Raw genomic sequence first — 12,558 nt, 5'->3', positions numbered from 1 at the left:
AACTTAGCCCTCGATCTCGATGCGGGTCAGGTTCTCTCGGAGAATTGGCCCGTATTCATATTTACCCGGACACACGAAGGTGCACAGAGCCAGATCTTCTTCATCCAGTTCCAGCGCGCCCAGTTTCTGGGCCATTTCCGTGTCACCGACAATTAACGCCCGCAACAGCTGGGTTGGCAATATGTCCAACGGCATGACGCGCTCGTAAGCGCCCACTGGAACCATCGCTCGCTCGCTGCCGTTGGTGCTGGTATTGAAGTTGAATCGTTTGCCACCGGTCAGTTTTGACAGGTAGATGTTCAGCGTCGAGAATTTATTCACACCCGGCGACAGGTAGGCCATGAAGTGCCTGCTATTGCCTTCAGCCAGCACCGACACCTGATTGGCGAAGCGCCCTAAGTAGGCGCAGGTGCCTTCGGCCCGTCGGCCGCCAAACACTGAGCCCGATATCGGACGCAGTTCGCAGTCGGTTTCGGTTTCGCCATCCAACAACTCAACCAGACTGGCTCCTAAACGTGTACGAACCAAGCGAGGCTTCAGAGCTTTTGGACCGCCAATTGAGACAATACGCTCAATCGGAAGTTCACCGGTGACGAACAGCTTGCCAATATCAATCACGTCCTGGTAATTCACAGACCACACAGTTTTGCTGAGCGATACCGGGTCCAGGTAATGAATATGGGTGCCTACGTTACCGGCAGGGTGAACACCGTCACACTGATTGACTTCAATAGCATCAGATTTGGGCACTGCCACGTTTGAGCCCGGCTTACCTGTTACAAACACCTTGCCGGTGGTCAGTTTGGCAATAATGCTCAGGCCATTTTCAAAGGCCTTGCTGTTTTCGGCAATGATGATGGTAGGGTCTGCGGCCAGCGGGTTGGTATCCATCACCGACACGAAGATTGAATGAGGCGCGGAGTCAATAGCCGGCACTTTGCTGTACGGACGCGTTACCAGCGTCGCCCACAACCCGGATTCGATCAGGTTATCAACAACCTGCTGGCGCTCCAGGCCCGCGATATCGGCTTCGTTGTAACGCGCGAAGATTTCCGCCTCGTTGCCATCAATTTCGATGACAATCGACTGGAAAACCCGACGGTCACCACGGTTGATCTCTTTCACCACGCCCGCTGCCGGTGAGGTGTAACGAACGCCTTCGGTCTTCTTGTCCATAAACAGCAGCGTGCCGCGTTTAACGCGATCTCCTTCCTTCACAACCATCGTCGGCTTCATGCCGTTATAGTCAAAGCCGACAAGTGCCACGTGGCGAATCGGTTTGCCGTCGGTGATGGTCTGTTCGGGGGCGCCGCTGATGGGAAGATCCAGGCCTTTTGTGATCTTTATCATTAGCCTCATCCAATCATCAGAAACTATTCGATGTATTTACCACGCCAGACGCATTACCTCGAACTCCCTGCACATACCTCACCGGTGTGGTGTTGAATGGCTTGCCGTAAAGCGGTTAGCGTTACGCAAGCACAGACCGGTGGCAGAGGAAGGGTAAGAAGCGGGCGTCAGACATATCCAAAATCGCGCTAATTATAGAGAGTCGGGGCCCGCATTTCCACCGCAAAGGCCCACCAGTTTGTTGCTTAAGGTGAAGTGGGTGTGTTTGTGCCGTGCCGAAAAAAAGCCCCGACAGCCAAAACTGAAGGGGCTTTTTTTCACTCATCAGGCAATTACCTTAGAGCCAGCACGACCAACTCAGCCACGAACGCGCTTGGGGAAAATAGGATAGTTGATGCCTGCCATCTGGCTAACAACCCTTATAACCTGTGCGCTGTAGCCGAATTCGTTGTCGTACCAAACGTACAGAATCAGGCGCTTACCGGCAGCAATCGTTGCTTGAGCGTCCACAATACCGGCGTGGCGCGAGCCAACAAAATCGGTCGACACCACTTCTGTGGAGTTTACATAATCAATCTGCTTTTGCAGTTCGGAGTGCAGTGCTATATCACGCAGGTATTCGTTAACGCTTTCTACATCCACCTCTGTCTTCAGATTCAGGTTCAGAATCGCCATGGAGACGTTCGGCGTGGGCACGCGAATGGCGTTACCCGTCAGCTTGCCTTTCAGTTCTGGCAGCGCCTTTGACACCGCCTTAGCGGCGCCGGTCTCGGTAATGACCATGTTCAGCGGCGCACTGCGGCCACGGCGACTGCCTTTGTGGTAGTTGTCGATCAGGTTCTGGTCGTTGGTGTAAGAGTGCACCGTTTCTACGTGGCCATCTTCAATGCCGTATTCGTCGTAGATCGCCTTCAGCACCGGGGTAATGGCGTTGGTGGTGCAAGAGGCGGCCGACAGAATTTTGTCGTCGTCAGTAATCCAGTCGTTATTGATTCCGAAAACAATGTTCTTGATGTCACCTTTGCCCGGCGCGGTCAGCATGACGCGGCTGACGCCTTTGGATTTCAAGTGCAAGCCCAAACCTTCTTCATCGCGCCACATGCCAGTGTTATCAATCACAATGGCATTGTTGATGCCGTACTGGGTGTAGTCCACCTGGTCTGGCCCGGCGGAATAAATTACCTTGATGAAGTTACCGTTGGCGATCAGCGCGGAGTTTTCCGCGTCAACACGAATAGTGCCATTAAAGGGGCCGTGCACGGAGTCGCGACGCAACAGGCTGGCACGCTTTTCCAGATCGTTGTCGGCACCACCATGGCGCACAACAATGGCGCGCAGGCGCAGATTGTTACCGCCGCCGGCTTTTTCAATCAGAATACGGGCCAGCAAGCGGCCGATACGGCCAAAACCGTAAAGCACTATGTCTTTGGTGTCGTTTTGGGCATCTTCTTCCGACTGGGAAGCGTACAAACCTGCGATGGATCCGATTTCCTGGGTAAGAAACTCGTTCAGATCGCCACCAATAGCACGGAATTTAACCGCCAGTTTACCGATATCTACGTGGCCACGTCCCAGTTCCATAGCGTCCATCGCCTGAAGAATGGGCAGGGTGTCGTGTACCGACAACTCGCTGTCTTCTACCTGCCGCACGTAACGGTGGGCGCGAATGATGTCAATCACTGACTGATTAATCACCGAGCGGCCGTAAACCGACGTGACCACGTTGTTACGTCGGTACAGGCGTCCAATTAGCGGGATCATGGCTTCGGCGGTAGATTCGCGCTCTGTCCAGTTCGACAGGTGCTGGTGGATCTGTTCGTGGCTCACGGTTTAAGACCTCTGGATAGAAACGTTTTGGGCATGCAAAGTAAACATGGAAAAAATCGGGTGAGGTATTATCCAATTTAACGCCGCCTACGGCAAATCCAACGCCCGTTTTTGCAGCCACTCGACCCCTCATGCACTGCAGCGGTAGAATGGCCAGCTTATTTACCGGCTCTCGAATTCGAAAAAGGCACATTTTCCAACATGACTAGCACTACCCTGCTTGCCCCGGAGTTTCCAAAAAAGCCTGCCGATCATCGTGTCTGGGGTCAACTACATGGCAGCAGTGACGCTCTGGCCATTTGTGAAAGCGCGCGCAGCCATCAGGGGTTAACCCTGGTGATCACCCGCAGCACCGCCGACGCCATCCGCTTAGAACAGGCAATGCGTTTTTTTCTGGGCCTGCCAGCGGAAGAAGACGGCCCGGCCATAAGCGCCGATGGCCTGGAATTGCTGTCACTGCCAGACTGGGAAACCCTGCCTTACGACCAGTTTTCACCTCATCAGGATATTATTTCACGCCGTATTCGCACCCTGCACCGCCTGCCCTCTACCCAACGCGGCGTGCTCGTCGTGCCTGCGCGCACCCTGATGCACCGATTGCCGCCGGTAAATTACCTGCAGGGCAACACCCTGCTATTGAAAGTTGGCCAGACGCTGGACATCAACAGCTGGCGCTTGCAGCTTGAAGCGGCTGGCTACCGCTATGCCGACAACGTTTACGAGCACGGCGAATACGCTGTGCGCGGCGCCATTCTGGATATTTTCCCTATGGGCGCCAGCCAGCCCTACCGCATTGATTTGTTCGACAACGAAATTGAAACCCTGCGCACCTTTGATCCAGACACCCAGCGCTCGGTTGATCGCATCCAGCAGGTGGAACTGCTGCCGGCGTTTGAATTCCCTTGGGATAAACAAGCCCGTTCGGCGTTTCGCGGGCGCTGGTTCGAGCAATTCCCCAACGCAGACAAAAGCGCGCCTGTGTATCAAGACGTCAGCCAGGGCATCACATCGCCAGGCATCGAATATTACTTGCCACTGTTTTTTGATGCCACCGCCACGCTTTTTGATTACCTGCCGGCCAGCACCCGGGTGTTCACCGCTGACGGCCTGAACGAATCGGTACAGCAGTTCGACAGCGAAACCCGCAACCGCTATGAAGACCGGCGCCACGACCGCGTGCGGCCAATCATGCCGCCAGCCCAGCTATTTTTGCAGCAGGACGAGCTGTTCGGGCTACTCAAGCAGTTTCCACGGGTAACCACACGCACAGCCACCGACGACGGCAACGGCAACGGCAGCGGCAGCGTGAACTGCGCCGCCCTCGAACTGCCAGACATAGCCATGGACGGGCGCGCAGCAGACCCTGCCGGGCGCTTGAAACGGTTCATCACCGAATTCGACGGGCGCATTCTGATTTGTGCCGAATCGTCTGGCCGGCGCGAAGCGCTGATCGACAACCTGGCCCAACAATCCCTGCAACTTCAGGCGCTGGACGGCTGGCAAAGTTTTCTGGATAGCCCGAAATGCAGTTTGGGCATTACCATCGCGCCTATGGAGCAGGGCTTGGTGCTGCCAGACCGTCAACTGGCGCTGATCACCGAAACGGCTCTCTTCGGTGAGCGGGTGCTGCAGCGCAGGCGCCGGGAAAAGCCCACTGAACTGAACGACGACGGCTACCGTGACCTTTCGGAACTGCGTATTGGCTCGCCGGTGGTGCATATTGACCACGGCGTGGGCCGCTATCAGGGTCTGGAAACCATCACCGTGGAAGGTGAAGCCAGCGAATTTCTGATGCTGGAATACGCCGGCAGCGCCAAGCTGTACGTGCCTGTGTCTAGCCTGCATCTGATTTCACGTTACGCCGGCAGCGACACCGAACACGCGCCGCTGCATAAGCTGGGCACCGATCGCTGGAACAACGCCAAGAAAAAAGCTCTGGAGAAAATCCGCGACACCGCGGCTGAGCTTTTAGACGTGTACGCCCGCCGCGAAGCCCGCAAAGGCTTCAGCTTCGAGAACCCGCAGGAAGCCTACCGCACCTTTGCAGCGGGCTTCCCGTTCGAGGAAACGCCGGATCAAGAAGTGGCTATTATGGCAGTGCTGGAAGACATGACCAGCGAACGCCCGATGGACCGATTGATTTGCGGCGATGTGGGCTTTGGCAAAACCGAAGTGGCCATGCGCGCCGCGTTTGTGGCCACCTGGTCTGGCAAACAGGTGGCGGTGTTGGTGCCCACGACTTTGCTAGCGCAGCAACATTACGAATCTTTCCGCGATCGCTTTTCGGATACCGCCGTTAATGTAGAGCTGCTCAGCCGCTTCCGCAGCGGCAGCCAGACCAATAAAGCGCTGGAGGCTATGGAAAACGGCAAAGCCGATATTGTTATTGGCACCCACAAACTGCTGCAAGGCGACATTCGGTTCAAGAATTTGGGCTTGGTGATTATTGATGAAGAACACCGCTTTGGCGTGCAACAGAAAGAAAAGTTAAAGGCGCTGCGGGCTGAAGTCGACATGCTCAACCTAACGGCCACACCCATTCCCCGCACCTTGAATATGGCCATGGGCCACCTGCGTGACCTGTCCATCATTGCAACACCACCAGCGCGGCGACTGTCGGTAAAAACCTTTGTGCGTCAGCGCGACGAACCCATGGTAAAAGAAGCGATTCTGCGGGAAATCCTGCGTGGCGGTCAGGTCTATTTTCTGCACAATAATGTCACTACCATTGAAAAAACCGCAGCAGATCTGCGCCAACTGATTCCCGAAGCCCGCGTTGGCGTGGCCCACGGCCAGATGCGCGAGCGCGATCTGGAACAGATCATGACGGACTTCTACCACAAGCGCTTCAACGTACTGGTGTGTACCACCATCATTGAAACCGGCATAGACGTGCCCACCGCCAACACCATTATTATCGAGCGCGCAGACAAATTTGGCCTGGCCCAGCTGCACCAGTTGCGAGGCCGGGTGGGTCGTTCCCACCATCAAGCCTACGCTTACCTGCTCACGCCACCACCGAAAGCCATTAGCTCCGATGCAAAGAAGCGCCTCGAGGCCATTTCTGAAGCCCAGGATTTGGGCGCCGGTTTTATGCTGGCCACCCAAGATCTGGAAATCCGCGGCGCCGGCGAACTGCTGGGAGAAGAACAGAGCGGGCAAATCGAGAGCATTGGTTTTACCCTGTACATGCAACTGCTGGACGAAGCGGTAAAAGCCATTCGTGAAGGCCGCATACCCAACGCTGAGCTGCCATTGAGCCACGGCACCGAAATGAATTTGCGCATTCCGGCGCTGATTCCAGACGATTACCTGCCAGACGTTCATAACCGGCTGATGTTGTATAAACGCATTGCCAGCGTTTCCAATGATGAACAATTAAAAGAACTTCAGGTGGAAATGATTGACCGCTTCGGATTGCTGCCACAACCGGCTAAAAATCTGATGCGCCAGGCGGCGCTGCGCATGCGCGCCGAGGCCCTGGGAGTGGTTAAAGTAGACGCTGGCAAGGAATGGGCGCGACTGGAGTTTGGCAACAACACCAGCGTGGACCCGTTGGCGCTGATTAAGAAAGTGCAATCCGACCCCGGCGAGTACCGCCTGGAAGGCGCCAACAGTTTCCGTTTTCGGCTGAACGACACCTCAACCAATGGTAAGCTGGATGGCATTGCCGCTATGTTCGATGAACTGGCACCGGCCAAATCCTCAGGCCGGCCCCGATGACTGTTGGAGAAACTGACTTGCATAAACGCCCGGGTTCACCCTTTACCATGACCGCGCTGGTTCTTTTGATATTGGTAGTAGGCGCGCCGCTGGCCCAAGCCAGCGACCGCTATCGCGCGGAATTCGTGATTCTGGAACGCATTATTGCGCCCGAAAACCTGGTCGAGAATATGAGCGGGCAAACGGTCACCCCCACGCCGGTTATTAACAAGGCGCTTTGGGTAACACCTGAGGGCGGTGGACCGCGCAGCTCATTGGACCAGGTCAGCGGCCTTTATCTGGACAGCGCCGCTGCGCGGCTGACCAACAGCGGCCGGTTCCGCATTCTGGCCAAAGCCGGATGGCTCGAAGATTTTCCGCAGAACTACGGTGGCGAACGCCTGGCGGTAGCCATTGGCGACTGGTTGCCGCAGGCCAGGCAGCGTGACGTGGAAGGTTATATAAAAATCGATCGCAAGCGCTTTTTGCATGTGGAAGCGCACCTGAACCATTGGCAAGACGCTACCTCAAAGGCGCAGCCCGGCGTTCAATCTGAACCGCAGCTGCTGACCTGGATCCGTGAAACCCGCCGCATGCGCAGCAGCGAAATCCATTTTTTGGACTCCCCCACCATCGGTGTGTTGATCTATTTCGCGAAAATCGAGAACTAAGCCTACAAACCCCCAAGCTCGGCAACGGAAGCCTGTAGCAGGGTTTTCACGGCAACCATGCCGTCGTCAATCGCTCGCTGAATGTCCACCATGGTGATGACCGTGTTGGACTTGCCGGCCGCATAATTAACCACCAGGCACAGGCTGACATAACGCATACCCAGCTCCGCCGCCAAAGCCGCTTCTGGCATACCTGTCATACCCGCCAGATCACAGCCATCACGCTCCATACGGCGGATTTCCGCAGCGGTTTCAAGGCGCGGCCCTTGGGTGGCACCGTAAACCCCGTGACTGGAAAAGCTTAATCCCAGACGTTCCGCTTGCTCGATCATAATCGCCCGCGCCGGCTCGTTATAAGGCCAGGTGAAATCAATGTGGGTAACGCTATCCAGCTCGCCCTCAAAAAACGTACCTTTGCGACCCCAAGTATAATCAATCAGCTGGTCCGGTATGACAATGTGGGCCGGGCCCATATCCGGGTGTATGCCGCCCACAGCGTTAACGCTCACCAACGTGCGTACGCCGGCATCAAAAAGCGTCTGGATATTGGCGCGGTAGTTAATCTGGTGAGGCGGTATCCGGTGTGGGTTACCGTGGCGGGCCAGAAAAAGCACACGCTGCTGGCCCAGTAAACCACTGGTGAGCACCGATGAAGGCGCACCCCAGGTATTAGTCACGCTTTGCTCACCGGTTAATTGCAAGCCTTCAAGTGCGGTCAGGCCGGTGCCGCCGATAATGCCCACGGGGCGTTCAGCGAGGTTTTGCATGACGGCTCTCCACAGAACTTTCCTGGCCTGAGGTTTGTTCGCGGTCGTCGCGCAAAGAGCGCTCGCCAGCCTCGTTACTGGCGTTATCGCCGCCCTGGCCACCGTCGGAACTGTGTTCCAGATGCTTCAGCTTAACGCTATCGGCCACGTGCAGGGTCTGGGTCGGGAACGCCACTTCGGCCCCATGGCCAACAATAATGTCGCTGATTTTTAGCAGCACGTCCTGCTTCACTTCGTGATACTTCACCCACTCGCGGGTTTTTGTGAAGGTGTACACCATGATGTCCAGCGTGGAATGGCTGAACGCCAGAAAATTCACAATCAGAGTTTGGCTGGTTTCAATCTCTTTGTGATTTTTCAGCATCGTGCGAATATCGTTAACAATGTCCTGTATGCGGCCTATATCGTCATAGCGCACGCCAATGGTTTCACTGATTCTGCGGTGAGACATACGTGACGGGTTTTCTACCGCAATGGTGGTAAACGTAGCGTTAGGTACGTAAAGCGGGCGTTTGTCAAACGTACGGATGGTGCACATACGCCAGCCGATCTGCTCTACCGTGCCCTCAATATTGCGATCTGGCGAGCGTATCCAATCGCCTACCTTGAATGGGCGGTCGAGGTGAATAATAAAACCGCCAAAAAAGTTGGCCAGCAGGTCTTTAGCAGCAAAACCGATGGCAATACCACCCACACCGCCGAACGCCAGTACACCGGAAATACTAAAGCCCAGGGTTTGTAAGGCAATCAAAACCGCAGTAATCACCACCACCAACCGCGACAGCTTACTGATGGCGTTGACGGTGGTGTAATCCATCGGTTTCTTCATTTTAACCGGCGACACTAACACCTGCTCAATCTGCTTGATCAGGCCCAACACAGCCCAGCTCACCACCCAGATGAAGCCAATTTGAAGCAAGGCGTCGTTGGCGGTAAACACATCCGCTTCGGAATAGTAGTAGGCCACTTCCGCCGCCCAGTAAACGCCCTGCAACCAGATAAAAAACACCAGAGGCAAACGTATGGCGTGCAGTATGGCGTCATCCCAGATATTGCGGGTTTTAACAAACCTGCTTTCCAAGGCGGCAATCACGTGGCTGGCGATGTAGGCCACCGTTGCGGTACCAAATACCAGACCAAACACAATAAGACCCACGCGCCAGCCCGAAGACAGCAGCTCGAAGTGCGTCATCCAACCATTAAAGGCCACTATGCCTTCCTCAATCATGGAATCCCTCTTATGCAAAACCGAAGAATGCGCCGGGCAGCTCTGCCGGTGCTCTGTAATAACAGGTTAAAATCGACGTACTAAAAAATGAACACCGGCATCCCTGGCTTTAATCGGACAAACAGTGCCACCAGGTCGGCGTTGCGCATGCGCACACAGCCGTGGGACAACGGAGTGCCCATCGGCTCGGTGTCAGGAGTGCCGTGAATGTATATGAAGCGGCGAAAAGTATCGACCCCGGGGCCGCGATTTACGCCCCACTGCCGGCCGCACAGCCACACTATTCTGGACAGAATAAAGTCACGCTCGGGGTGGGCCATGGCCAATTCGGGGCTGTAGATTTCGCCGGTCGGGCGGCGGCCACGGAATACGCTGTTCAGCGGTTGCCCGGCGCCAATCATGGCGCGAATATAATGTTGGCCCCGTGGGGTGCAACCACTGCCATCGAGTTCGCCGGCGCCGTTGCGCGCCGTGGACACCGAATAATCAGCCACGCACGTAGAAGCTACGTCAAACAGTTGCAGACGCTGGCGGGCTATATCAATAATCAGATGACTGACAGCAGCAGCGCCGATAACCACAATAGGCTCCGTTCAGGCTTAGTGGCGGCACTGGCTGATTAAAACACAGCCAGTGCTTCCTGGTCGCAGGGCATAGGCGTCAGCATTGGGTCTTTCGCCTGCATGCCGGCTGCCAAAAACGGCACCAGCCGCGCAGCAATTTCCTGCACGCTGGTTTCCACGCCCATCTTGTTGGCTAGAATATCACGTAAAGCTTCGTTACTGGACATAGTGAAAGCGGTGGCGCCAAGCATAAACTGAATGCGCCAGTAGCGATCGACCGCCGACAACTCTGGCGTAGCTTCTTTTAACAAGCGCATGAAACGGCTGAAAGGTTCGCTGTATTCCTGCTCCAGAAATTTTCGCAAATGCCCCTGCGACTGAGTATAAGCCAGGCCAAGAAGCCGCATGAAAATCGCAATGCCGCGTTCACTGCGCTGTGGCATTCGCACCGCGCTTTCGGTCAGGGCACGCAGGGTCTGGTTTAACGTTGGCGCTTTGCCATCACAACTTTTTTCCAAATCGTCAAACGCAGCTTGGGCGGTGGCTGAAAAAGGCGTTAAAAAGCGGGCAAAAACTGCTTGTATCAGGGATTTTTTGGAGCCAAAATGATAATTAACGGCGGCAAGGTTCACTTTCGCCCGGCTGGTGATCATCCGCAGCGATGTTTCAGCAAATCCGCGATCGGCGAACAATTCTTCCGCTGCGTCCAGAATGCGATCTACAGTATCTGATTGCGCCATTGTTAATCCTGATTCCGTAAAAAACGTATGTTTTAAACATACGTTTGAAAAATCAGCTTGTCAAGTTAGTGCTGCCGTCAATCGTGACCTACTCCAGCTCCTGCTGGCGGCTGTCCAGAAACACCTGCTGCAGCCTCTGGTAGGCTTTGTCTGCCTCTACCAGATAGAACAGATACAGGCGCACGTATTTGCGCTCGGTTAATTGCCGCACCAGTGTGTGCTTCTCCGATGCTTCCCGTAATCGCGAAAAGCTGTGACTTGCCAGCGCAGGGTTGAACGCAGCCATGCGTTCACACTGCCACACCAAACCATCGCTTCCCTCTAGATGCGCCACGTGGCGCCTGGCGTCACGCAGCATTTGCCGACGCTGCTGCATGAGCTCCCGGTGTGACGGGCGTGAGCTGAACACCCTGCGCACCGGCGGCAGCGCCAGCAGCAGCGTCGTAACAAACGCGCCAAAACCGGTACCGCCCAGCCAGGCCGGTAATACGCCGAGCACTCCGCCAATGAACAACACAGCGGCAATAACCACCGCCAACAACCATAGATCCCGGCACCATCGCGCAGCGGAAATCCGGGCGTTATCCGGCCATTGCTCCATCGTCAGCAAGTCGTAATCGGCCAGCAGCACCCGGTCACATTGGCGCATTATCAATCGCAACTGGCGCTGGCGGTTGGCGGCTTTATCACGGTTGCCGCCAAAATCAGCATCGCGACTGCCCGAAGCGTCGGCAGCCATGGCTTCAGACGATTGCCCCGCAACAGCCACAGCCTTATCCGCCACGACTGGCGCCGGGTCGGCCGCCCGGCCTTGGCGCAATACGGCGGGCGCGACGGCTAAAGAAGCCGTTGCAGATACCTGTCGCGCCTTGGTTCCTGTGTTTTGGGCCATGGGCAATTCCGCCTGAAAAAATGTGGACTTATTAGTGCTAACGGCGCCAGCAACAGAATCTTGAGGTGTGCGTTGTTACCTCGGCGTCATCTGGTTATTCTGGCCAACCGTATGTCACGCCATCTTTACAAAACGCACGAGGCTTTTTACCCATGTTTACAGGCATTGTTCAAGGCATTGCGACCATTGACGACGTTATCGCCGCGCCCGGGCTAAGCACTTTTGCCATCGCCCTGCCTACCGGCAAAGCCGAAGGCATTTCCATCGGCGCCTCAGTTGCCATTAACGGAACCTGCATGACCGTCACCCGCCAGCAGGGTAACGTGCTGTACTTTGACGCCATGCAGGAAACCCTGCGGCTGACGACGTTGGGCGCTCTGGTGACCGGCAGCCGGGTGAATTACGAACGCGCAGCGCGCATTGGCGATGAAATCGGCGGGCATTTACTATCTGGACATATTCACACCCGCGCGCAGGTTGTCGATATTGTGCGCAGCGAAAACAACGTCAGCCTTTGGTTTGAGGTACCGGCAGACTGGGCCCACTATGTGTTTGCCAAGGGCTACATTGCTATTAACGGCGCCAGCCTGACCATTGGCGAAGTGCATGGCAACCGCTTCAATGTGCATCTGATTCCAGAAACCTTGCGCGCCACCGTATTTGGTGAAACCAGCGTGGGCCAAAGCGTGAATATTGAAATAGACAGCCAGACCCAAACCATTGTCGACACCTTGGCACGCTTGGGTTACGGCCGCCCTGCCGTTTAATCCCGTGGCGTGTTCGGAAGACGTGATTAAAAGGCGTGACTGAAGGCGGTG

10 protein-coding genes are annotated in these 12,558 nt (G+C 55.6%); 3 read left to right on the top strand and 7 right to left on the bottom strand.

Translation table 11 applies throughout. From position 1 onward, the window contains the following. Nucleotides 1-3: 3 nt before the first annotated feature. Nucleotides 4-1,350, bottom strand: a complete 1,347-nt coding sequence (locus tag MIH19_RS06420; RefSeq protein ID WP_249008076.1) for a Na(+)-translocating NADH-quinone reductase subunit A — start codon at nt 1,348-1,350, stop codon at nt 4-6. Between the two features lie 357 nt (nt 1,351-1,707). Next, complete coding sequence (locus MIH19_RS06415; RefSeq protein WP_249008075.1) at nt 1,708-3,177, bottom strand: glyceraldehyde-3-phosphate dehydrogenase; 1,470 nt, start codon at nt 3,175-3,177, stop codon at nt 1,708-1,710. Between the two features lie 201 nt (nt 3,178-3,378). On the opposite strand from MIH19_RS06415, the gene mfd reads away from it, so the two are divergent. Beyond that, on the top strand, nt 3,379-6,900 hold the full coding sequence (mfd, locus tag MIH19_RS06410) for a transcription-repair coupling factor (protein ID WP_249008074.1): 3,522 nt from the start codon (nt 3,379-3,381) through the stop codon (nt 6,898-6,900). Next, nucleotides 6,897-7,550 carry a CsiV family protein gene (locus MIH19_RS06405; protein WP_249008073.1) on the top strand — a complete coding sequence of 218 codons (654 nt, stop codon included), beginning with the start codon at nt 6,897-6,899 and terminating at the stop codon, nt 7,548-7,550. Before mfd ends, MIH19_RS06405 begins: the two co-directional genes overlap by 4 nt. A gap of 2 nt (nt 7,551-7,552) precedes the next feature. On the opposite strand, the gene MIH19_RS06400 is transcribed toward MIH19_RS06405, so the two are convergent. From MIH19_RS06400 to MIH19_RS06380, 5 genes are all read right to left on the bottom strand, one after another. Next, nucleotides 7,553-8,317: an S-methyl-5'-thioinosine phosphorylase gene (locus MIH19_RS06400; protein WP_249008072.1), complete on the bottom strand. Its 765-nt coding sequence runs from the start codon at nt 8,315-8,317 to the stop codon at nt 7,553-7,555. Next, nucleotides 8,301-9,545, bottom strand: coding sequence for a mechanosensitive ion channel family protein (locus tag MIH19_RS06395; protein ID WP_249008071.1), 1,245 nt, complete (start codon nt 9,543-9,545; stop codon nt 8,301-8,303). The genes MIH19_RS06400 and MIH19_RS06395 overlap by 17 nt, the downstream gene beginning before the upstream one ends. 80 nt (nt 9,546-9,625) lie before the next feature. After that, a complete protein-coding gene (locus MIH19_RS06390) occupies nt 9,626-10,084 on the bottom strand; it encodes a L,D-transpeptidase (protein WP_249008958.1) in 459 nt (152 codons plus the stop codon). A gap of 80 nt (nt 10,085-10,164) precedes the next feature. Next, nucleotides 10,165-10,848 carry a TetR/AcrR family transcriptional regulator gene (locus MIH19_RS06385; protein WP_249008070.1) on the bottom strand — a complete coding sequence of 228 codons (684 nt, stop codon included), beginning with the start codon at nt 10,846-10,848 and terminating at the stop codon, nt 10,165-10,167. Between the two features lie 88 nt (nt 10,849-10,936). Further along, the gene (locus MIH19_RS06380) at nt 10,937-11,740 is read right to left on the bottom strand and encodes a hypothetical protein (protein ID WP_249008069.1); all 804 of its coding nucleotides are present in this window, start codon (nt 11,738-11,740) and stop codon (nt 10,937-10,939) included. 152 nt (nt 11,741-11,892) lie between these two features. On the opposite strand from MIH19_RS06380, the gene MIH19_RS06375 reads away from it, so the two are divergent. Continuing rightward, nucleotides 11,893-12,507, top strand: a complete 615-nt coding sequence (locus tag MIH19_RS06375; RefSeq protein WP_249008068.1) for a riboflavin synthase subunit alpha — start codon at nt 11,893-11,895, stop codon at nt 12,505-12,507. Nucleotides 12,508-12,558: the final 51 nt, after the last annotated feature.

The organism is Marinobacter sp. M1C, assembly GCF_023314135.1.
In the GTDB taxonomy this organism is placed as follows: domain Bacteria; phylum Pseudomonadota; class Gammaproteobacteria; order Pseudomonadales; family Oleiphilaceae; genus Marinobacter.
This window is presented reverse-complemented; position numbering and strand designations above follow the sequence as displayed.

What these genes read in the sequence shown, in the direction of transcription:
- MIH19_RS06385 (WP_249008070.1), bottom strand. Translation starts at nt 10,848, where the DNA reads ATGGCGCAATCAGATACTGTAGATCGCATTCTGGACGCAGCGGAAGAA.
- MIH19_RS06380 (WP_249008069.1), bottom strand. Translation starts at nt 11,740, where the DNA reads ATGGCCCAAAACACAGGAACCAAGGCGCGACAGGTATCTGCAACGGCT.
- MIH19_RS06395 (WP_249008071.1), bottom strand. Translation starts at nt 9,545, where the DNA reads ATGATTGAGGAAGGCATAGTGGCCTTTAATGGTTGGATGACGCACTTC.
- MIH19_RS06405 (WP_249008073.1), top strand. Translation starts at nt 6,897, where the DNA reads ATGACTGTTGGAGAAACTGACTTGCATAAACGCCCGGGTTCACCCTTT.
- mfd (WP_249008074.1), top strand. Translation starts at nt 3,379, where the DNA reads ATGACTAGCACTACCCTGCTTGCCCCGGAGTTTCCAAAAAAGCCTGCC.
- MIH19_RS06400 (WP_249008072.1), bottom strand. Translation starts at nt 8,317, where the DNA reads ATGCAAAACCTCGCTGAACGCCCCGTGGGCATTATCGGCGGCACCGGC.
- MIH19_RS06420 (WP_249008076.1), bottom strand. Translation starts at nt 1,350, where the DNA reads ATGATAAAGATCACAAAAGGCCTGGATCTTCCCATCAGCGGCGCCCCC.
- MIH19_RS06375 (WP_249008068.1), top strand. Translation starts at nt 11,893, where the DNA reads ATGTTTACAGGCATTGTTCAAGGCATTGCGACCATTGACGACGTTATC.